This is a genomic window from Pseudomonas sp. Cab53, assembly GCF_018325965.1.
Taxonomy (GTDB): Bacteria; Pseudomonadota; Gammaproteobacteria; order Pseudomonadales; family Pseudomonadaceae; genus Aquipseudomonas; species Aquipseudomonas chlororaphis_E.
Genome location: NZ_AP021902.1, coordinates 915121 through 935807 on the forward strand (window position 1 = coordinate 915121; position 20687 = coordinate 935807).

The following is a 20687-nucleotide window of genomic DNA, read 5'->3' on the forward strand; positions in this document are numbered from 1 at the left end:
TGGAAACGGTACCTCACAAGAGGAAAGCCACATGGCACTCAGCGTTGAAGAAAAAGCTCAGATCGTGACCGACTACCAGCAGGCTGTTGGTGATACTGGTTCGCCAGAAGTGCAAGTTGCACTGCTGACCGCCAACATCAACAAACTGCAAGGTCACTTCAAGGCCAACGGTAAAGACCACCACTCCCGTCGTGGTCTGATCCGCATGGTAAACCAGCGTCGTAAGCTGCTGGACTACCTCAAGGGCAAAGACGTTAATCGTTACAGCACCTTGATCGGCCGCCTGGGCCTGCGTCGCTAATCAGCGATTGCGCTATGAGGTTGGTTGTCTGTCGGTTGCCCGCGCCTTGCGTCGGCAATGGGCAGGCTTCCAGCCTCAAGTTTTATCTGGACAGTGGTTGGGCCGATTCCCCGCGCTGCCCAAGAATTTCGCAAGAAGACAAGTTCCCCAAGAGCCACAAAGAAGGTAGGACACCGTGAACCCGGTAATCAAGAAATTCCAGTTCGGTCAGTCGACCGTTACCCTCGAGACTGGCCGTATCGCCCGTCAGGCCTCCGGCGCAGTGCTGGTCACCGTTGACGACGACGTCAGCGTATTGGTGACCGTTGTCGGTGCCAAGCAAGCCGATCCAGGCAAGGGCTTCTTCCCTCTGTCTGTCCACTACCAGGAAAAGACTTACGCTGCCGGTAAGATCCCTGGCGGTTTCTTCAAGCGCGAAGGCCGTCCTTCCGAGAAAGAAACCCTGACTTCCCGACTGATCGACCGCCCGATCCGTCCGCTGTTCCCAGAAGGCTTCATGAACGAAGTGCAGGTTGTCTGCACCGTCGTGTCCACCAGCAAGAAGACCGATCCGGATATCGCTGCGATGATCGGTACCTCGGCTGCCCTGGCCATCTCCGGCATTCCTTTCGATGGCCCGATCGGCGCTGCCCGCGTGGCGTTCCACGAAAGCACCGGCTATCTGCTGAACCCAACCTACGAGCAACTGCAGGCTTCGAGCCTGGACATGGTCGTTGCCGGTACTTCCGAAGCCGTGCTGATGGTTGAATCCGAAGCCAAGGAACTGACCGAAGACCAGATGCTGGGCGCTGTCCTGTTCGCCCACGACGAGTTCCAGGTGGTGATCAACGCCGTCAAGGAACTGGCCGCCGAAGCCGCCAAGCCAACCTGGAGCTGGGCTCCGCAAGCCGAAGCCACCGAGCTGCTGGGCGCGATCCGTGCCGAATTCGGCGATGCGATCTCCCAGGCCTACACCATCACCGTCAAGGCTGACCGCTACGCGCGCCTGGGCGAGCTGAAGGACCAGGTCGTCGCCAAGCTGTCCGGTGAAGAAGGCCAGCCGTCCGCCGCTGAAGTCAAAGCCGCTTTCGGTGAGATCGAATACCGCACCGTTCGCGAAAACATCGTCAACGGCAAGCCGCGTATCGACGGTCGCGACACCCGCACCGTACGTCCGCTGAACATCGAAGTCGGCGTGCTGCCAAAGACCCACGGTTCGGCGCTGTTCACCCGTGGCGAAACCCAGGCCCTGGTCGTTGCAACACTGGGTACCGCCCGTGACGCGCAACTGCTGGACACCCTGGAAGGCGAAAAGAAAGACCCGTTCATGCTGCACTACAACTTCCCACCGTTCTCGGTCGGCGAGTGTGGTCGCATGGGTGGCGCCGGTCGCCGCGAAATCGGTCACGGTCGCCTGGCGCGTCGTTCGGTCCAGGCCATGCTGCCGGCTGCCGACGTGTTCCCGTACACCATTCGCGTGGTATCGGAAATCACCGAGTCCAACGGTTCGAGCTCGATGGCTTCGGTCTGCGGCGCTTCCCTGGCCCTGATGGACGCCGGTGTGCCGATGAAGGCACCGGTTGCCGGTATCGCCATGGGTCTGGTTAAAGAAGGCGAGAAGTTTGCCGTCCTGACCGACATCCTGGGTGACGAAGACCACCTGGGCGACATGGACTTCAAAGTGGCCGGTACCGCCAAAGGCGTCACCGCACTGCAGATGGACATCAAGATCAAGGGCATCACCGAAGAAATCATGGAGATCGCCCTGGGCCAGGCCCTGGAAGCTCGCCTGAACATCCTCGGTCAGATGAACCAGATCATCGGTCAGTCCCGTACCGAGCTGTCGGAAAACGCTCCGACCATGATCGCGATGAAGATCGACACCGACAAAATCCGTGATGTTATCGGTAAAGGCGGCGCGACCATTCGTGCGATCTGCGAAGAAACCAAGGCTTCGATCGACATCGAAGACGACGGTTCGATCAAGATCTTCGGCGAAACCAAGGAAGCGGCAGAAGCAGCTCGCCAGCGCGTCCTGGGCATTACCGCAGAAGCCGAGATCGGCAAGATCTACGTCGGCAAGGTCGAGCGCATCGTCGACTTCGGCGCCTTCGTCAACATCCTGCCGGGCAAGGACGGTCTGGTTCACATCTCCATGCTGAGCGATGCTCGCGTCGAGAAAGTGACCGACATCCTCAAGGAAGGCCAGGAAGTGGAAGTGCTGGTGCTGGACGTGGACAACCGCGGCCGTATCAAGCTGTCCATCAAGGACGTCGCAGCAGCCAAGGCATCGGGCGTTTAATCACCCCCACGCCTGACCGCTGAACAAGCAAACGCCCCGACTGGTTCGGGGCGTTTTGCTGTGGGTCGAAAAATCTTCCGGCGCCGGTTGCCTGGCTACAGGGGACGATGCTAGGTTTAGCCACCGCCCGTGTAGCTCAGTCGGTAGAGCAGCGCACTCGTAACGCGAAGGTCGCAGGTTCGATTCCTGTCTCGGGCACGATTACCCTCGCTACTTCACCTTCCTGCTCAGATCCTCGACCGTGCGTTTGAGCTGGTCCATTTCCCGATCCTGATCACTCAACTCCCGTTTAAGCGTCGAGATTTCACTGCTGTTCGAGTTCGAACTGGAACCGCTGTTGCGCTTGAGGTCTTCCACCTGCTTGCCAAGGTCGCGCAGGTCTTGCTCCTGTTCCTTGACGGTACGCTTGAGTTCTTCGATTTCCTTGTTGCTCGAACTGGAGCTCGAGCCACCGCTGCGCTTGAGTTCTTCAATCTGGCGGGCTTGCTCGGTGAGGGTGCGTTTCTGCTCCTCCAGTTCAGTGGTGTTGGCCTTTACATTTTTTGGCAGTTCTTCCAGAACGCCGACGCTGATATTGGTCTTGAAGAGCAAGTCCTTGTTGAATGAGCTGCGCAGGGCTGGAATGGTATCGGAGGGCAATGTGTAACCAGAGTCGGTTTCGACAGCTGCTTGGGCTGTGCCTGCCAGGATCATATTGCCGAGCAACAGGGTGGCAACGCCGACGTGAAATGAAGGCAAAATGCAAAAGCTGCGCATCACTGGGTTCCTTGTGAGGTGCCGACATGGCACATCGCTATGACTGGAAATTCTGATGGTTGTTCCCAGCTTATCTCCGCGTTTATGGCCTATGTTTTGTAGGGCAGATGTAAAGAGCCGTGTAAATCGTCGGCAAAACGTCCTATATTCGTCCCGGCACGAAGATCGCCCAGCAGTTTTCAGATGATCCCCGAATGGTTCTGAAGGCCAGGTAAACCGGGCTTCTAACGGTTTTCTGCGGCAGAGAGATCCTTGATGATCCAGATCCATCCTCCATTCCTCCGATCAACGAGAACGACATGACCGCTAAAGAACTGACGCAAGAAGCCAGACACGAAGAAGCACTGCGCAAATACGCCCTGGACACGCCTCAGTTACTGGAAGAAATCAAGAACCTGAGCGCTGACGAGCAGAAAGACCAGCTCCAATGGGCGTTCGAGGACGAGGCCGAAGCCCAGGGGCTGCAACCTTGGGAGTTGACGCTCAAGTACACCAGCACACCTGAAGAATTCGAGGCGCAGCGCCTTGCATTGCACAAGGAGGCGGCCGAGGTGTTGGGAGTGGAGTGGGATGAGTACTGCGAGATGAATAATCTAGTCGTTTAGCAACAAGCAACAAGCTACAAGCCAAGCACGGAACAGCTTGCAGCTTGTAGCTTGCGGCTTGAAGCTGCTCAGAGACTGAGCCGCATCGACAGGTCCACAGCCTTCACATCCTTGGTCATCGCTCCGATCGAGATGTAGTCCACCCCGGTCTCGGCAATCGGGCGCAATGTGCTTTCGTTGATCCCGCCGCTGGCCTCCAGCTTCGCCTTGCCGCCGTTCAGGCGCACGGCTTCACGCATGTCGTCCAGGCTCAGTTCGTCGAGCATAATGATGTCGGCATTGGCCGCCAGCGCTTCCTTCAATTCCGCCAGGCTTTCCACTTCGACCTCCACCGGTTTGCCCGGGGCGATCTTGTGGGCGGCCGCAATGGCCTGTGCGATCCCGCCGCAGGCGGCGATGTGGTTTTCCTTGATCAGGAAGGCGTCGTACAAGCCGATGCGGTGGTTGTGGCAGCCGCCGCAGGTGACTGCGTACTTCTGCGCCAGGCGCAGCCCGGGCAGGGTTTTGCGGGTGTCCAGCAGCTTGACCTGGGTGTCGGCGACAAAATCGGCCAGGTAGCGGGCCCGCGTGGCGACGCCCGAGAGCATCTGCAGGAAGTTCAGCGCGCTGCGCTCGCCGGTCAGCAGCGAGCGCGCCGGGCCTTCGAGGTGGAACAGCGCCTGGTCGGGGCTCACCCGGTCGCCGTCGCGCACCTGCCAATGCACCGCGACGCGCGGGTCCAGTTGCCGGAACACGGCATCGACCCAGGCCGTGCCGCTGATGACGGCGGCGTCGCGGGTGATGATGGTGGCCTTGGCCAGGCGTTCGGCGGGGATCAGTTGCGCGGTGATGTCGCCGCTGCCGATGTCTTCGAGCAACGCACGGCGCACATTGGCTTCGATTTCAACGGTCAGATCGGCGAGACGTAGATTCGGCATAACAGGCTCCACAAACAAAGTGGTCCGATTATAGGGCCAGGCCATGAACGAACCCAAGGCGCTGGCAGGCGACTGCGCCTAATCAAACCTGCATTTGGTCGCGTCTTCGCAACGTTTACGCATTTCTCGGGTCACTTGATGCGCGGTATTTCGAGCGGGATCACAGCACCCTCTGGTGCGACACCGTTCTTTTGGTCGATAATCCGCCTTTCGATTGACGTCATGTCTTTGACGTCGCCAGCCGAAGACCACCGTTCCAGGAGGCCAGGATGCACAATGACGGGAATGTAGTGCCTTTACACAAGGTATCTGCCGATCAGGCGAATCGTTCGCCGCTCCCGCGCCTGCCGGTGATTCTGCTTCAGGTTCGCGACAAGGCCGCGCAGCAGTTGCGCGTGGGCCTGCAAGGGCTGTTCGATAACGCCGACGACACCCTGTTTGAAATGGCCGACCGGGCACGCGACGACATCGAGCAGAACCTGTTCTTCGAAGCCATGCGCGACCTGCGCCTGAAGCGCAAAAGCATCGAACGTGAATTCATCGAGCAGTTCTTCGAGGCCTTCGTCAGCCTTGCCCAATACGACGTCACCCAGGCCACCCTCGCGCCCATCCAGGCTTGCAGCGCCTCGCCCCAGCTTTCTCAAGACGAATTGGAGCGACACCTGGCCGTCGAGGCCATGGTCACCCGGGTGCTCAAGCGTGATGGCCCGGCGCTCGAACAATTGACCGCCCGGCTCAGTGCGTTGCTGGCCCGGCCGCTGGGCAACCCGCAAAACCCCCTGAGCCCCGCGCTGCTGTGTGAGAACTTCCTGCAAGCCGGGCGCAACCTGGGCGTGGGGATCAAGGTCAAGCTGATCCTGCTCAAGCTTTTCGAACGCTATGTGCTCAGCGAGTGCGACCCGCTCTACGCCGAAGCCAACCAGTTGCTGGCGGCCACCGGTATCCTGCCGGAGCTCAAGGCCGCGCCGTCACGGCGCGCGTCGGATCGTCTCGACGAGCCCCCACGGCCCAAGGCCGATGCGATGGCCAAGCCCAGGTCGGCCGAGGTCGATGACAGTGTGCAGGAGGTGTTCGCGGCGTTGCAGAAGCTGTTGATGCAGGTGCGCGGCAGCGTGGCGCCGACCCTGGAAGCCAGCGCGCCGGCCCAGCCGATCTCCACTCGCGACCTGCTGCGACTGCTGTCCCATTTGCAGCAGTACGCGCCCACCGTCCAGGACGAATTCGACCTGCGCAGCCAGCTGGAGCAGTTGCTGACGCGGGTCAGTGTCCGCAGCGGCAAGTCCCGGGTGGTCGAAGACGCGGATGAAGACGTCATCAACCTGATCTCGATGATGTTCGAGTTCATCCTCGACGACCACAACCTGCCGGATTCCTTCAAGGCCCTGATCGGCCGCCTGCAGATCCCGATGCTCAAGGTCGCGGTGCAGGACAAGAGTTTCTTCAGCCGCGGCAACCATCCTGCCCGGCGGTTGCTCAACGAAATTGCCGCCGCGGCCATGGGCTGGGGCGATTGCGACGATCATCAGCGCGACGCGCTCTACCTGCGTATCGAGCAGGTGGTGCAACGCCTGTTGAACGATTACGTCGATGACCCGGCGATCTTTTCCGAACTGCTCGCCGATTTCCTCGCCTTCACCAGTGACGAGCGCCGCCGCAGCGAGCTGCTCGAACAGCGCATCCGCGATGCCGAGGAAGGACGCGCCAAGGCCGAGCTGGCACGCTTGCGGGTCGAGGGCGCGCTGAACCAGGTGATGCTGGGCAAAGTCTTGCCCCAGGCCGTGGTGGAGTTCGTCCTGCAGGCCTGGAGCCAGGTGCTCCTGCTGACTTGTTTCAAGCATGGCAAGTATTCGGCCGAGTGGCAGGCCGACGTCCTGACCCTGGAGCGGTTGATCTGGAGTGTCCAACCCCACGACGAACCCGATGCCGGCCTGCGTTTGCTGGCGGTGGTACCGGAGTTGCTCAAGGCTTTGCGCGAGGGGCTGAGTCGCTCGGCGTTCGACCCGTTTGCCACCAGCGAGTTTTTCAGCGAACTGGAGGTCTTGCACGTCCAGGCCCTTGAGCGGATGGGGCAAGCGCAGACGCAGGCTTCGTCGGCGGATTCGCCGGTCATGGTCGAGGTGGTGGAGAAAATCGTCTTGCGCACCGCCCATAAAGGCACGGGAGACAGCGCGGCGGTGCGCTTGCCAGCCGATGACGTGGGGCTGATCCAAGTCGATCAACTGCGCCTGGGCAACTGGGTCGAGTTCCAGGAAGAGGATGACAACACCCTGCGCTGCAAGCTGGCGGCGATCATCGAGGCCACCGGCCAGTACATCTTCGTCAACCGCACCGGCCTCAAGGTGCTGGAGCACAGCCGCACCAGCCTGGCCCTGGAGTTTCGTCGGGGGGCGGCGCGCCTGTTGGACGACACGTTGTTGTTCGACCGGGCGCTGGAATCGGTGCTAGGCAACCTGCGCCAGCTCAATCGCGGCAAGTGATCGCGCAGCGCGGGCCGATCACGGCATACTGACGGCATCCACCGTCGTCTTCGAAGGAACCTGTATGCAGTTGGACTCCGCGAGCGGTTGGTGCAAGGGCGTGCGTCATTGCCCTTCGCCCAACTTCAATGCGCGCCCCGAGGGCGAGATCTCCCTGTTGGTGATCCACAACATCAGCTTGCCACCGGCCCAATTCGCGACGGGCAAGGTGCAGCAATTCTTCCAGAATCGCCTGGATGTCACGGAGCACCCTTACTTTGCCGGTATCGCCGACCTGCGGGTTTCTGCACATTTTTTGATCGAACGTGACGGCGCCGTCACCCAGTTTGTCTCTTGCCTGGACCGGGCGTGGCATGCGGGCGTCTCGTGCTTCGAGGGGCGAGAGACCTGTAATGATTTTTCCCTGGGCATCGAGTTGGAGGGCACCGATGATCTGCCCTTTACCGACGCGCAGTACGCGGCCCTGGTGGCGTTGACCCGGCAGTTGCAAGCGGCTTTCAGTGCGATCACGGTGCAACGCATCTGCGGACATAGCGACATTGCCCCGGGACGCAAGACCGATCCGGGACCGGCATTTGACTGGGCGCGCTATCGTGCGGCCCTGACAGAAGGGGAAGGACAATGAGTTTTCTGGTGTTGCTGCTGGCGGTGTGGATCGAGAAGTTCTCGGCCCTGCGTCAGCGGGTCCAGCGCGATGGCGGTTGGCTGCAAGAGCTGAACAAGCTTGAGGCAAGGCCGCGCTGGGTCAATCGGCCGTGGTTGGTGTTGGTCGTGATGGTGCTGCTGCCGGTGGCGTTGCTGGCATTGCTGCTGTGGGTGCTGGAGCCGGTGGCCTATGGCTTGCTGGCGCTGCCGGTGCACTTGCTGGTGGTGATCTACAGCCTGGGGCGCGGCGATCTGCTGGCCGACCTCGGGCCGTTTCGCGATGCCTGGCGTCGCGAGGATCTGCAAGCGGCCACCCATGTGGCCAAGCGAGACCTGGACATTGAAGCCGACGACGGTGAACAACTGCTGGAGCGGGTCCAGGGGCATCTGCTGTGGCAGGCCTACCAGAGCTTTTTCGCGGTGATCTTCTGGTACTTCTTGCTGGGCCCGGTCGCGGCGCTCAGCTACCGCCTGCTGGCACTGGCCGCCGAACACAGTCACAACGCCGGCGTCGCCGAGCGTGCCGGGCAACTGCGCCACGCCTTCGATTGGGTGCCGGTGCGCCTGCTCGCGGCGAGCTTCGCCCTGGTGGGCAACTTCGTCGCGGTCAGCCGGGTGATGTTGCACGAACTGTTGAACTGGAACATCAGCGCCGCGGACCTGATCGACAAGGTCGGCCTGGTGGCCGGCGAGATCCCTAAGCCCATGGCCGGGCCGGACGGCATCAACAGCCTGGATCGGCTCTGGGAATTGCTGCTGCGCGCGGCAGTGCTCTGGTATGCCGGGTTCGCGTTGTGGACGGTGCTGGCCTGACCTGTGTAAATGATGTGGGGTGCATGATTTTCGCGGCGAGGAAGCTTGCTCCCGCTGAGGTGCGAAGCACCTCCCCAAAGACGGCGTCCGCCTGGCGCCCGAGCGGGAACAAGCGTCCTAGTCACAGTGCTCAGCGTCCCCTGTGACTCGTTAACCTTAAGTTACAAATCTCCCCGCCGATTTAGGCTATATAGGGACAGCGCCCCGAATGGTGGCTTTCTGCTGTCTCTGTGCGCCAGCCATAACAATAAGAACATTCCCGGGAGGCTTCCTTGTGAAGAGTTTGCTCTGGCCCGCTGTCGCGCTGATGAACCGCCTGAGCTTCGGCATGAAGTTCAGCCTGATCAGTGTGTTGTTCCTGGTGCCGATGCTGGTGACCAACTTTTTTCTGGTACGCGATTCCTATCGGGAGTTCCAGGGCACCCAGGTGGAGCTGCAAAGCCTCGACCTGTTGGCCAGCAGCCTGGCCCTGCGCCGAGACCTGGAAACCCTGAACAACCTGGTGCAGATCAACGCCAGCCTCGGGCAGTCCGGCAAGGCCGGCGACGTGGAGGCGAAGATCGGCACCCTCGAACAACAGGTCCTCGCGCGGCTGCAAGGCATGACCGCGATGGCGGTCGAGCCCGAGCAGGTCAACGCCTTCGATGCTAAGCGCGACGAAATGATTGCCGCATTCAAGGCCCAGCAGGCGGAAAGCTCCTTGCAGAGCAAGAGTGCGCTGATCGGCAAGCTGCTCAACAGTGCGCAGACGTTCAGCCAGATCATTGCCAGCCAGGCGGGGTTGAGCCGCGACAACCAGAGCGACATTCGCCAGCTCAGCGAATTGATCGTCGGCATGACCCCGAAAGTCACCCAGCTCCTCGGCGAAGGCCGGGCGCTGGGGGCTTCGTCGCTGGGGTTGGGGTTTCTCAATTCGGCCTCCAGTACCCGCTTCGATGAATTGCTGGCGCAGATCGAAAAGCTCCAGGGCGAATACGAGGTGAAACTGCAGGACACCCTGGGCGCCAGCCAGGCGGCCGGGCAAGCTCTGGCCGAACAGGCCAACGGCAGCAAGGCCAGCCTCAAGAAGGCCAGTGAGCTGATCGAAGAACAGGTGGTGATGGCCGATACCCTCGATGCGCCGTGGCCGGCGTTCTACGAGCAGATCAGCGGCCTGATGGCGCAGACGTACCGGCTGAATGAGGCGACCCAGGACTTTCTCGGGGTCCAGTTGCAGCATCGCCTGGAGCAGAACCGCAGCCACATGGTGTTGCAAGCCGTGGCATTGGCCGCGGTGTTCCTGCTGATCTTCTACCTGTACGCCGGTTTCTACGCCTCGACCCGCACCACCCTTCAACACTTGGGCCTGATGATGGACAAGGTGGCTGCCGGGGACATGACGGTCAATTTCGTCGCCCGCAGCAAGGACGAGCTGGGTGAGTTGGGCGAGGTGTTCAACGGCACCGTGGCGAAAATCCATGACTTGATCGAACAGGTCGGGCGTACCGTCGCGGAAGTCGAGCGCCAGGCCGGGCAGGTGGAAACGGTGTCGGCCCAGAGCAACCAGGCTGTTGCCGGACAACGCAGCCAGATCGAACTGGTCGCGACGGCGATGAACCAGATGTCGGCCACGGCCCAGGAAGTGGCCCGCAGTGCCGCGGCAGCGGTCAGCAGCGCCCACAGCGTCAACGATGAAACCCTGAGCGGCCGCGGCCTGGTGGAATCCCAGCAGGGCAGCATTGCCCGGTTGGCCAGCGAGATCGATCAGTCGGTGCAGGTGATCAATCAACTGGCGACCGACAGCCAGGCCATCAGCCGGGTTCTGGATGTCATCAAGAGCATTGCCGAGCAGACCAACCTGCTGGCGCTCAACGCCGCCATCGAGGCGGCCCGGGCCGGTGAACAGGGCCGGGGTTTTGCGGTGGTGGCCGATGAAGTGCGGACCCTGGCCAAGCGGACCCAGCAATCGACCGAGGAAATCGAAGCGATGATCACCCGCCTGCATGGTGGCGTGGGGGCGGCGGTGAAGGCGATGGGCACCAGCCATGAGATGGCCAACGGCACGGTCGGTCAGTCGGAAAAGGTCCAGCAGGCCTTGGAGAATATCCTCGGAGCGGTTGGCATGATCGTCGACCAGAACCAACAGATCGCCGCGGCCGTGGAGCAACAGACGGCGGTGGCCCATGACATCGACCAGAACATTGTCGAGATCAATCGCGCGGGTGAGCGTACCGCTGAAGGGGCGCACCAGACGGAAGATGCCAGTCGTGAGTTGTCTGCGCAGGTGGTGCAGCTCAAGCAGTTGATCAATGCGTTTCGGGTGTAGGTGGTTGTGGGGGTGAGCCGGCTCGCGATGACGGTCTTGTGATGTGGGTGTTGTTGACTGAGTACATATCCGTTGCTGCGGTAACGGCTGCTTAGGGTTCCGCCCTTACGGCGGCTTACTTTTTTTCAGACGCCAAAAAAAGTAAGCAAAAAAGGCTTGGCCCCACCACTGGGCACCTCGCCTAGGCTCGGTGTGCCCGAACGCAGGCATTGCTCCGTGGGCCCGCCGCGAAGGGCCCTCCATGGCCCAGCGCGGCTATCCCGGCCTCCATGCCGGGATGCCCACTACGCAATGCCTGCGTTCGGCCCTTGTGGTTAATGGGGCCCAAGATCAAAAGCAGGATCAAAAGCCTGCGCGAGGCGGCCTAACTCTCGCGGCTATACCTCAATCCCCTGTGGGAGCGGGCTTGCCCGGGTAGAAACCGGGGACATCCTTTACGTTTTAAACCGGAGACATCGTTTACAGGTGCATAAATACGGTCAGGAGGTGCCTGACCATGCCCTGGAATCGAGAGTCCCCGATGGATCAACGAATCAAACTCATAGGCGACTGGCTGCAAGGCAGCTACTCCAAGAGCGAGCTGGCCCGTCACTACGGGCTCAGCCGACCCACTTTGGACAAATGGTTTGCACGCTACGAGGCGCACGGCATTGATGGGCTAAAGGAGCTGTCACGGCGCCCGCATACGAGCCCTTTCAAAATCAGCGACGAGGTGCTTGAGCTGCTGATCGCGTACAAGCGCGAGCATCACAGCTGGGGGCCTGAGAAGTTGGTGCATAACCTTAAGATCGACCATCCAGACCTGTCTTGGCCCACAGTCAGCACGGCAGGCGAGTGGCTTAAGCGAGCAGGTCTGGTGCAAAAGCGCCGTTTCCTCAATCGACCGCCAGCAGGAAAAAATCCGCTGCGTGACGCCACTGGGCCTAATCAGACATGGGCCGCAGACTTCAAAGGCGACTTCGCGCTTCAGAACGGCCAACGTTGTTACCCTCTGACCATTACCGATCACGTCAGCCGATTTCTATTGCTGTGCAGAGCACAAGGCAGCGTTGCCGGTGCCCGCGAAGGATTTGACTGGGCGTTTCGGGAGTACGGTTTACCTGACGTAATCCGCACAGATAACGGCTCTCCTTTTGCCTCTACCGGCATTTCACGCATATCCAGTCTGGCCGCGTGGTGGATACGTTTAGGGATTCATCCGGAGCGAATCCAGCCGGGGCGGCCTGACCAGAATGGCCGTCACGAACGCATGCATCGAACACTCAAGGCTGCTTTGCTTCATGCACCTGAACGTAACCTGGTGGAGCAACAGCTGGCATTCGAACAGTTTCGACAGGAATTCAATTACGTGCGACCTCACAAGGCCCTAGAGATGAAAGTTCCTGCGGACCTCTATGAGCCATCAAAGCGGCAGTACGATGGGCGCGTGCCTGAGGCGGATTACGCGGCGGACATGACGATCCGTATGGTTAGGCAGAACGGGTCGATGAAATGGAAAGGCAAGATGATTTTCGTCAGCGAATCTCTGGCCGGTGAGGCGCTAGGACTCAAAGAAGTGGACGATGATGTGTGGGATATTTACCTCTGCAGCTACCTTTTAGGTAGGCTGAAAAGCGGCGAAAGCCGCCTTTCAAGCCAACAGAAACGTAAACGATGTCCCCGGTTTCAATTGTAAAGGATGTGTCCGTTTCTACACCGCGAAAGCGGCCTGGCAACCGACCAATCTCTCCCAGCAGTACACAATTCCCCTATGGCAACGAGCCGCTCAGTTCACCAGCCGAACAATTCTCGGGCGTTGGCCGTGCTGGCCTTGGCCAGTTGTTCGGGGGGCACTGCCATGATTTCGGCCAGGGCTTGGCAGATGGCCGGCAGGTGTGCCGGGGTGTTGCGTTGGCCGGGGTACATGGCCGGGGCCATGTCGGGGGAATCGGTTTCCAGTACGACCGCTTCCAGCGGCAGTTGGGCCAGTACCCGATGCATGCGCAGGGCCTGGGGCCAGGTTGCGGCGCCGCCCAAGCCGAGCTTGAAGCCGAGCTTGATGTATTCGCGGGCCTCTTCGAGGCTGCCGGCGAAGGCGTGGATGATCCCCGCCCGTGGGTTGGCCAGGCGCTTGAGCGTGGCGATCACGGCGGCGTGGCTGCGCCGTACGTGGATCAGCGCCGGCAGTCCGAAGGTTGCCGCCAGGTTCAGTTGCGCTTCGAACAGCGCCTGCTGGCGCTCGCGGTCCAGGTCCTGAAGGTAGTAGTCCAGGCCGATTTCGCCCACCGCACACAATTGTCGATGCCCGGCGAGGCGGGCCAGCCAGTCGCGCAAGTGCATGACATCCTCGGCCCCGTGCTGTTCGAGGTACACCGGGTGCAGGCCCAGTGCGGCGTGCAGGTCGGGGTCGCTCTGCACCAGGTCCCAGACCCGCTGCCAGTTGTCCCGATACACCCCAGCACCACCATTTGCCGCACGCCCAGGGCGCGGCTTTCGGCGAGCAGTGCCGGGCGGTCGGCGTCGAAGTCGGGGAAGTCGAGGTGGGTATGGGTGTCGATCAGCTGCATGCCTCAGCCCTGATGAATGCGCTGCTTGAACGTCCGTGCAATGGCCTGCACGCCAGGTTGGTAGTCGTTGTTCTCGATGGCCGCCAGTGCCAACTCCAGGGCTTTTTCGGCGATCAACTGGTGCTGCTGGGACATGGCGTTGACCGGCAGCGGCAGGAAGTCCAGCAACTGCGTATCGCCGAACGTGCCCAGGCGCAGCGGACGCGACTTCAACGGGAAATCATGCAGGGCGTCGAACACCCCTTGCAGCAGCACGTAGGACGTGGTGATCAGCGCGTCGGGCAAGTGGCCCAGGCGGGCGAGCATTTCATCCATCAACTGGCGCCCGCATTCACGGCTGAAAGACTCGCCATGTTCGATCAGCACCTGGCCCTCGAAGCCGGCCAGTGCATCGCGAAAACCCGCGGTCCGTTCCTGGCTGATGCTCAGTTCGGGGCGAGCGCTGATCAGGGCGATCTGCCGAGGGTTCGTTTCCAGCAAACTGCGGGTCAGGTGCAGGCTGGCCTGGCGGTCGTCGCTGATGACCGAGCAGAACTGCGTCGGCTCCATCACCCGGTCGATGGCGATGATCGGGATGCCCTTGGCCTGCAACTGCTGGTAGCTGTCGTCGCCGGCCGGCAGGCAGCTGGCGACGATCAGCGCATCGCAGCGCCGGGCGCGGAACAGCTGCAACAATTGCCGTTCACTGTCGGGTGCGTCGTCGGAACTGGCGATCAGCAACTGGTAGCCCCGTGCCCGGGCGCCTTGTTCCAGCAACTTGGCGATGCGTGCGTAACTGGGGTTTTCCAGATCAGGCAGGATGAAGCCCAGCGTGCGGGTATGCCGGCTGCGCAGCCCGGCGGCCTGGGGGTTTGGCGTGAAGCCGTGTTCTTCGACCACCGCACGCACCCGCTCGACGGTCGCGTTGCTGATGCGTTGCTGCTCGGCCTTGCCGTTGATGACATAGCTGGCGGTGGTCACGGACACACCGGCCAACTGGGCGATATCACTGAGTTTCAACCGGTTTTTCCTTGTTTTTCCGGGTTTGACCCGACAATGAGGGCCATCCTACCCGATTCGTGCCGAAGGTCACTGCCGATGGCTGACGACAAGTTGCACTTCAAGGATGAGAGATTATCGAGTAACGTGCCAATCTTTCTAGATTAAACGTTTCAGCAAGCGTATTTTCAAGGCTAGCAGGATTTTTTGGCCGCACTGCCGCGATACCGCCAAAAGCTGTCCTGCAACGCTAAGCTGATTCTTTCAAAACAATACCTGGCGCCGACCGGACGCCAAAAAGGAGAAGGCATGCTCGAGCTCACTCTAGAGCAGATATCCATGGCGCAGACAGCCGTGGATAAAGACGCTGCGTTGCAATTGCTCGCTGACAAACTGGTGGCCGATGGCCTGGTGGCTGACGGCTACCTCGCCGGCTTGCAGGCTCGCGAAGCCCAGGGCTCGACCTTTCTTGGCCAAGGTATCGCCATTCCCCACGGCACTCCGCAAACCCGCGACCTGGTCTACTCCACCGGCGTGCGCCTGCTGCAATTTCCCGAAGGCGTGGACTGGGGCGACGGGCAGATTGTCTACCTGGCCATCGGCATCGCGGCCAAGTCCGACGAGCACCTGCGCCTCCTGCAATTGCTGACCCGCGCCCTTGGCGAGACGGACCTGGGCCAGGCCTTGCGCCGGGCCGGGTCTGCCGAAGCGTTGCTGAAGCTGCTGCAAGGCGCGCCGCAGGAACTGGCCCTGGACGCGCAGATGATCGGCCTGGGCGTGTCGGCCGACGATTTCGAAGAGCTGGTATGGCGCGGCGCTCGTCTGTTGCGCCAGGCCGATTGCGTGAGCAATGGCTTCGCCGGTGTGCTGCAACAGGTCGAGGCGCTGCCCCTGGGCGATGGCCTGTGGTGGTTGCACAGCGAGCAGACGGTCAAGCGTCCGGGCCTGGCCTTCGTGACTCCGGACAAGCCCATCCGTTACCTGGGCCAGCCGTTGAGCGGCCTGTTCTGCCTCGCCAGTCTCGGCGAGGCCCATCAGAGCTTGCTGGAGCGGCTCTGCGCGCTGCTGATCGAAGGTCGTGGTCACGAATTGGGTCGCGCCACCAGCAGCCGCAAGGTGCTGGAAGTGCTCGGCGGTGAACTGCCTGCCGACTGGCCCAGCGCACGCATCGGCCTGGCCAATGCCCACGGCTTGCACGCGCGCCCGGCGAAGATCCTCGCCCAGTTGGCGAAAAGCTTCGACGGCGAAATCCGCGTGCGCATCGCCGACGGCCAGGACAGCGCCGTGTCGGTCAAGAGCCTGAGCAAGTTGTTGAGCCTGGGGGCCCGGCGCGGCCAGGTCCTGGAGTTCGTGGCCGAGCCAAGCATTGCCGCCGATGCGTTGCCGGCCTTGCTGGCGGCCGTCGAGGAAGGCCTGGGCGAGGAGGTCGAGCCGCTGCCGCCCGCAACGACGCCCGAGCAAAGCCCGATGGCCGACGTCGCGACCGTGGTGCTGGCGCCCGAAGCCGGCAGCCTGATCCAGGCCGTGCCGGCGGCGCCGGGTATTGCCATCGGCCCGGCCCACATCCAGGTGCTGCAAGCCATCGATTATCCGCTGCGCGGTGAATCGGCGGCCATCGAGCGTGAGCGCCTGCAAAACGCACTGGGCCAGGTGCGCCGCGACATCGAGGGGTTGATCGAGCGCGCCAAGGCCAAGGCCATTCGCGAGATCTTCATCACCCACCAGGAAATGCTCGACGACCCGGAGCTGACGGACGAAGTCGACACCCGCTTGAAGTTGGGCGAGAGTGCGCAAGCCGCCTGGATGGGCGTGATCGAAGCCGCCGCGAAAGAACAGGAAGCCTTGCAGGACGCCTTGCTCGCCGAGCGCGCCGCCGACCTGCGCGACGTGGGCCGCCGTGTGTTGGCGCAGTTGTGTGGCGTCGAAACCCCGAACGAACCCGAGCAACCCTACATCCTGGTGATGGACGAAGTCGGCCCATCCGACGTGGCGCGCCTGGACCCGAACCGGGTGGCGGGGATCCTGACCGCCCGCGGCGGCGCCACGGCCCACAGCGCCATCGTCGCCCGCGCCTTGGGCATTCCCGCGTTGGTGGGGGCCGGTGAGGCGGTGTTGTTGCTGGCGCCGGGCACCTCGTTGTTGCTCGACGGCCAGCGCGGTCGCCTGCACGTGGAGCCCGACGCCGCCACCCTGCAACGGGCCAAGGAGGAACGCGACACCCGCGAGCAGCGCCTCAAGCTGGCCGCCGAGCAGCGTCACCAGCCGGCGTTGACCCGCGATGGCCACGCCGTGGAAGTGTTCGCCAACATTGGTGAAAGCGCCGGTGTCGGCAGCGCGGTGGAGCAGGGCGCCGAAGGCATCGGGCTGTTGCGCACCGAACTGATCTTTATGGCCCACACCCAGGCGCCGGACGAAGCGACCCAGGAAGCCGAGTACCGCAAGGTCCTCGATGGCCTGGCCGGCCGGCCGCTGGTGGTGCGCACCCTTGATGTCGGCGGCGACAAACCACTGTCGTACTGGCCGATCGCGAAAGAAGAAAACCCGTTCCTCGGCGTGCGCGGCATTCGCCTGACCTTGCAGCGCCCGCAGGTCATGGAAGCGCAACTGCGGGCCTTGCTGCGCTCGGCCGACGATCGTCCGTTGCGGATCATGTTCCCGATGGTGGGCAGCGTCGACGAATGGCGCCAGGCCCGGGCCATGACCGAACGCCTGCGCCAGGAAATCCCGGTGGCGGACCTGCAACTGGGGATCATGATCGAAGTCCCGTCCGCCGCATTGCTGGCGCCGGTGCTCGCCAAGGAGGTCGACTTCTTCAGCGTCGGCACCAACGACCTGACCCAATACACCCTGGCCATCGACCGTGGTCACCCGACCTTGTCGGCCCAGGCCGATGGCTTGCACCCGGCGGTGCTGCAACTGATCGACATCACCGTGCGCGCCGCCCATGCCCAGGGCAAGTGGGTCGGCGTGTGCGGCGAGCTGGCGGCTGATCCGCTGGCGGTGCCGGTGCTGGTGGGCCTGGGCGTGGACGAGTTGAGCGTTTCGGCCCGCAGCATCGCCGAGGTCAAGGCACGTGTGCGCGAGCTGAGCCTTGCGCACGTTCAAACCCTGGCCCAGGAGGCATTGGCCGTGGGCAGCGCCGATGACGTGCGCGCATTAGTGGAGGCGCTGTAATGGCGAAGATTCTTACCCTGACCCTCAACCCGGCGCTCGACCTCACGGTGGAACTGGCGCGCCTGGAACCGGGCCAGGTCAACCGCAGCGACGGCATGCACACCCATGCCGCCGGCAAGGGCGTGAACGTGGCCCAGGTGCTGGCCGATCTCGGCCACACGCTGACGGTCAGCGGCTTTCTCGGCCAGGACAATGCCCAGGCGTTCGAGACGCTGTTCACCCAGCGCGGTTTTGCCGACGCCTTTATTCGCGTGCCGGGTGAAACCCGCAGCAACATCAAGTTGGCCGAACAGGACGGACGCATCACCGACCTGAACGGTCCCGGACCTGTGGTCGACGTCGCCGCGCAGCAAGCGTTGCTCGATCGGCTGGAACACATCGCCCCCGGCCACGACGCGGTGGTGGTGGCGGGCAGCTTGCCCCGCGGCGTCAGCCCGCAGTGGTTGCAGGCCTTGATCACACGTTTGAAGGAACTCGGCCTGAACGTCGCACTCGACACCAGTGGCGAGGCCTTGCGCGTTGCGCTGGCGGCGGGGCCGTGGCTGATCAAACCGAACACCGAGGAACTGGCCGATGCGCTGGGGTGCGAGGTGGTGAGTGAGCGGGCCCAGGCGCAAGCGGCGCAGCGCCTGCATGCCCAGGGCATCGACCATGTGGTGATTTCCCACGGTGCCGATGGCGTGAACTGGTTCAGCGTCGGCTCGGCCCTGCATGCCACGCCGCCCAAGGTCAGCGTCGCCAGCACGGTGGGCGCCGGGGACTCGCTGCTGGCCGGCATGCTGCACGGCCTGCTGGGTGCGCAAGCCCCGGAGCAGACCCTGCGCACCGCCACCGCCATCGCGGCCATGGCGGTCACGCAGATCGGTTTCGGCATTCGCGACACCGCGCTGCTGGCGTCGCTTGAACAGGGTGTGCGCGTGCGCCCCCTGACAGAACAATAAGAGGGTTCGCGAGATGAAATTAGCCATTGTGACGGCCTGCCCGAACGGCATGGTCACCAGTGTGTTGTGCGCCCGCCTGCTGGATGCGGCGGCGCAGCGCCAAGGGTGGAGCACCAGCGTCGAGGTGCATGACGCGGCTCATCCGGAGCGCCAATTGTCGGCGGCAACCCTCGAAGCGGCCGAATGGGTCTTGCTGGTGGCCACCGGACCGGTGGACCTGTCGCGGTTCGTCGGCAAGCGCCTGTTCCGCAGTACCCCGGCCCAGGCCCTGCAAGACGTCGATTCGCTATTACGGCGCGGCGCCGAAGAAGCCCAGGTGTTGGTCGAGTCGCAGGTGGCGGAAGAGGCGCCGGGCGCTTCGGCCGAACGGGCGCCGCGCCTGGTCGCCATTACCGCGTGCCCGACGGGCGTTGCCCACACTTTCATGGCCGCCGAGGCATTGCAGCAGGCCGCGAAGAAGCTCGGTTATGACCTGCAAGTGGAAACCCAGGGCTCGGTGGGCGCGCGCAATCCGCTGAGCGCCGAAGCCATTGCCGAGGCCGATGTGGTGCTGCTGGCCACTGACATTGAAGTCGCCACCGAGCGTTTCGCCGGCAAGAAAATCTACCGTTGCGGCACTGGCATTGCCCTGAAACAGGCTGAAGCCACGCTGAACAAGGCCTTGGTTGAAGGCCGCCAGGAAAGTGTTTCGAGCAGCGCCGCCGGCCCGGCCAAGTCGGAGAAGACCGGGGTCTACAAACACTTGCTGACCGGCGTGTCGTTCATGCTGCCGATGGTGGTGGCGGGTGGTTTGTTGATTGCGTTGTCGTTCGTGTTCGGCATCACGGCCTTCAAGGAACCCGGCACGCTGGCCGCCGCCCTGATGCAGATTGGTGGCGATACCGCCTTCAAATTGATGGTGCCGTTGCTGGCTGGCTACATCGCCTATTCCATCGCCGACCGTCCGGGCCTCGCGCCAGGAATGATCGGCGGGATGCTGGCGAGTACCCTAGGCGCCGGCTTCATTGGCGGGATCATCGCCGGTTTCCTGGCCGGTTATGCGGCCCAGGCGATCAATCGCTACGCACGCTTGCCCCAGAGCCTGGAAGCGCTCAAGCCGATCCTGATCATCCCGCTGCTGGCGAGCCTGTTCACCGGCCTGGTGATGATTTACGTGGTCGGCAAACCGGTGGCGGGCATGCTCGAAGGCTTGACCCATTTCCTCGACAGCATGGGCACCACCAACGCCATTCTGTTGGGCGTGCTGCTGGGCGCGATGATGTGCATCGATCTCGGCGGACCGATCAACAAGGCCGCCTATGCGTTCTCGGTGGGCCTGCTGGCATCGCAAAGCTATGCGCCGATGGCCGCGACCATGGCCGCCGGGATGGTGCCGCCGATTGGCCTGGGCATCGCCACCTTCATCGCCCGCCGCAAGTTCGCCCAGACCGAGCGCGAGGCCGGCAAGGCGGCGCTGGTATTGGGGCTGTGCTTCATCTCCGAAGGTGCGATCCCGTTCGCCGCCAAGGACCCGCTGCGGGTGATCCCGGCCAGCATCGCCGGTGGTGCGTTGACCGGTGCGCTGTCGATGTACTTCGGCTGCAAGCTCATGGCGCCCCACGGAGGGCTGTTCGTGATGCTGATCCCCAACGCCATCAACCATGCGCTGTTGTATTTGCTGGCGATCGTGGCGGGGAGCCTGGTGACCGGGGTGGCGTATGCGCTGCTCAAGCGGCCGGAGGCGGTGGAGATGGCGTTGGAGCCGGCCAAGGCCTGATTACGTTCCAGAAGACTGAACCCCCCCTGTGGGAGCGAGCTTGCTCGCGATAGCGGTGTGTCAGTTGACGATGATGTCATCTGACACTCTGCCATCGCGAGCAAGCTCGCTCCCACAGGGGGTTATGGCGTGTTTATAAAACCTGTCACACCCGATTAACACACCCATGCTTAAGTCTCCCTAATTCAAGGG

14 protein-coding genes, 1 tRNA gene and 2 pseudogenes are annotated in these 20687 nt (G+C 62.6%); 12 read left to right on the forward strand and 5 right to left on the reverse strand.

Annotation, left to right across the window (positions count from 1 at the left end; translation table 11 throughout):
- The first annotated feature begins 31 nt into the window (after nt 1-31).
- From rpsO to KI241_RS03890, 3 genes are all read left to right on the forward strand, one after another.
- Complete coding sequence (gene rpsO, locus KI241_RS03880) at nt 32-301, forward strand: 30S ribosomal protein S15 (RefSeq protein WP_039592311.1); 270 nt, start codon at nt 32-34, stop codon at nt 299-301.
- Nucleotides 302-476: 175 nt separating this feature from the next.
- Complete coding sequence (gene pnp, locus KI241_RS03885) at nt 477-2582, forward strand: polyribonucleotide nucleotidyltransferase (RefSeq protein WP_042728708.1); 2106 nt, start codon at nt 477-479, stop codon at nt 2580-2582.
- A gap of 125 nt (nt 2583-2707) precedes the next feature.
- Nucleotides 2708-2780 (forward strand) — tRNA-Thr (locus KI241_RS03890).
- A gap of 12 nt (nt 2781-2792) precedes the next feature.
- On the opposite strand, the gene KI241_RS03895 is transcribed toward KI241_RS03890, so the two are convergent.
- The gene (locus tag KI241_RS03895; protein ID WP_212803403.1) at nt 2793-3338 is read right to left on the reverse strand and encodes a hypothetical protein; all 546 of its coding nucleotides are present in this window, start codon (nt 3336-3338) and stop codon (nt 2793-2795) included.
- A 299-nt stretch (nt 3339-3637) separates the two neighbouring features.
- Here KI241_RS03895 and KI241_RS03900 point away from each other — a divergent pair, with 299 nt between their 5' ends.
- Nucleotides 3638-3943, forward strand: a complete 306-nt coding sequence (locus KI241_RS03900) for a DUF6388 family protein (RefSeq protein ID WP_042728710.1) — start codon at nt 3638-3640, stop codon at nt 3941-3943.
- Between the two features lie 68 nt (nt 3944-4011).
- Here KI241_RS03900 and nadC read toward each other — a convergent pair whose 3' ends face one another.
- The gene (nadC, locus tag KI241_RS03905) at nt 4012-4860 is read right to left on the reverse strand and encodes a carboxylating nicotinate-nucleotide diphosphorylase (protein ID WP_047738356.1); all 849 of its coding nucleotides are present in this window, start codon (nt 4858-4860) and stop codon (nt 4012-4014) included.
- 269 nt (nt 4861-5129) lie between these two features.
- On the opposite strand from nadC, the gene KI241_RS03910 reads away from it, so the two are divergent.
- From KI241_RS03910 to KI241_RS03930, 5 genes are all read left to right on the forward strand, one after another.
- Entirely contained in the window at nt 5130-7337 is a 2208-nt protein-coding gene (locus tag KI241_RS03910) for a DUF1631 domain-containing protein (protein WP_212803404.1), read from the forward strand.
- A 64-nt stretch (nt 7338-7401) separates the two neighbouring features.
- On the forward strand, nt 7402-7962 hold the full coding sequence (gene ampD / locus KI241_RS03915; RefSeq protein ID WP_212803405.1) for a 1,6-anhydro-N-acetylmuramyl-L-alanine amidase AmpD: 561 nt from the start codon (nt 7402-7404) through the stop codon (nt 7960-7962).
- Complete coding sequence (gene ampE, locus KI241_RS03920) at nt 7959-8795, forward strand: regulatory signaling modulator protein AmpE (protein WP_123578253.1); 837 nt, start codon at nt 7959-7961, stop codon at nt 8793-8795. Before ampD ends, ampE begins: the two co-directional genes overlap by 4 nt.
- A 274-nt stretch (nt 8796-9069) precedes the next feature.
- On the forward strand, nt 9070-11100 hold the full coding sequence (locus KI241_RS03925) for a methyl-accepting chemotaxis protein (RefSeq protein WP_212803406.1): 2031 nt from the start codon (nt 9070-9072) through the stop codon (nt 11098-11100).
- A gap of 520 nt (nt 11101-11620) precedes the next feature.
- The gene (locus KI241_RS03930; protein WP_244868261.1) at nt 11621-12775 is read left to right on the forward strand and encodes an integrase core domain-containing protein; all 1155 of its coding nucleotides are present in this window, start codon (nt 11621-11623) and stop codon (nt 12773-12775) included.
- A gap of 95 nt (nt 12776-12870) precedes the next feature.
- On the opposite strand, the pseudogene KI241_RS03935 reads toward KI241_RS03930, so the two are convergent.
- Both KI241_RS03935 and cra read right to left on the reverse strand, forming a co-directional pair.
- Nucleotides 12871-13646: pseudogene (locus KI241_RS03935) on the reverse strand (TatD family hydrolase).
- 3 nt (nt 13647-13649) lie between these two features.
- Nucleotides 13650-14645 (reverse strand): catabolite repressor/activator, encoded by a 996-nt coding sequence (gene cra, locus KI241_RS03940; RefSeq protein ID WP_042729974.1) that lies wholly within the window; start codon nt 14643-14645, stop codon nt 13650-13652.
- Nucleotides 14646-14933: 288 nt separating this feature from the next.
- Here cra and ptsP point away from each other — a divergent pair, with 288 nt between their 5' ends.
- The 3 genes from ptsP to KI241_RS03955 are packed head-to-tail and all read left to right on the forward strand — an operon-like array spanning nt 14934 to nt 20495.
- Complete coding sequence (gene ptsP / locus KI241_RS03945) at nt 14934-17798, forward strand: phosphoenolpyruvate--protein phosphotransferase (RefSeq protein WP_212803408.1); 2865 nt, start codon at nt 14934-14936, stop codon at nt 17796-17798.
- On the forward strand, nt 17798-18739 hold the full coding sequence (gene pfkB, locus KI241_RS03950; protein WP_042729972.1) for a 1-phosphofructokinase: 942 nt from the start codon (nt 17798-17800) through the stop codon (nt 18737-18739). The genes ptsP and pfkB overlap by 1 nt, the downstream gene beginning before the upstream one ends.
- A gap of 13 nt (nt 18740-18752) precedes the next feature.
- Nucleotides 18753-20495, forward strand: a complete 1743-nt coding sequence (locus KI241_RS03955; RefSeq protein ID WP_042729971.1) for a PTS fructose-like transporter subunit IIB — start codon at nt 18753-18755, stop codon at nt 20493-20495.
- A 26-nt stretch (nt 20496-20521) separates the two neighbouring features.
- Here KI241_RS03955 and KI241_RS28035 read toward each other — a convergent pair.
- Nucleotides 20522-20611, reverse strand: a pseudogene (locus tag KI241_RS28035) (metal ABC transporter ATP-binding protein); the annotation flags it as partial.
- Nucleotides 20612-20687: the final 76 nt, after the last annotated feature.

What these genes read in the sequence shown, in the direction of transcription:
- KI241_RS03910 (WP_212803404.1), top strand. Translation starts at nt 5,130, where the DNA reads ATGCACAATGACGGGAATGTAGTGCCTTTACACAAGGTATCTGCCGAT.
- pfkB (WP_042729972.1), top strand. Translation starts at nt 17,798, where the DNA reads ATGGCGAAGATTCTTACCCTGACCCTCAACCCGGCGCTCGACCTCACG.
- ampD (WP_212803405.1), top strand. Translation starts at nt 7,402, where the DNA reads ATGCAGTTGGACTCCGCGAGCGGTTGGTGCAAGGGCGTGCGTCATTGC.
- ptsP (WP_212803408.1), top strand. Translation starts at nt 14,934, where the DNA reads ATGCTCGAGCTCACTCTAGAGCAGATATCCATGGCGCAGACAGCCGTG.
- rpsO (WP_039592311.1), top strand. Translation starts at nt 32, where the DNA reads ATGGCACTCAGCGTTGAAGAAAAAGCTCAGATCGTGACCGACTACCAG.
- KI241_RS03955 (WP_042729971.1), top strand. Translation starts at nt 18,753, where the DNA reads ATGAAATTAGCCATTGTGACGGCCTGCCCGAACGGCATGGTCACCAGT.
- KI241_RS03930 (WP_244868261.1), top strand. Translation starts at nt 11,621, where the DNA reads ATGGATCAACGAATCAAACTCATAGGCGACTGGCTGCAAGGCAGCTAC.
- KI241_RS03900 (WP_042728710.1), top strand. Translation starts at nt 3,638, where the DNA reads ATGACCGCTAAAGAACTGACGCAAGAAGCCAGACACGAAGAAGCACTG.
- ampE (WP_123578253.1), top strand. Translation starts at nt 7,959, where the DNA reads ATGAGTTTTCTGGTGTTGCTGCTGGCGGTGTGGATCGAGAAGTTCTCG.
- KI241_RS03895 (WP_212803403.1), bottom strand. Translation starts at nt 3,338, where the DNA reads ATGCGCAGCTTTTGCATTTTGCCTTCATTTCACGTCGGCGTTGCCACC.
- nadC (WP_047738356.1), bottom strand. Translation starts at nt 4,860, where the DNA reads ATGCCGAATCTACGTCTCGCCGATCTGACCGTTGAAATCGAAGCCAAT.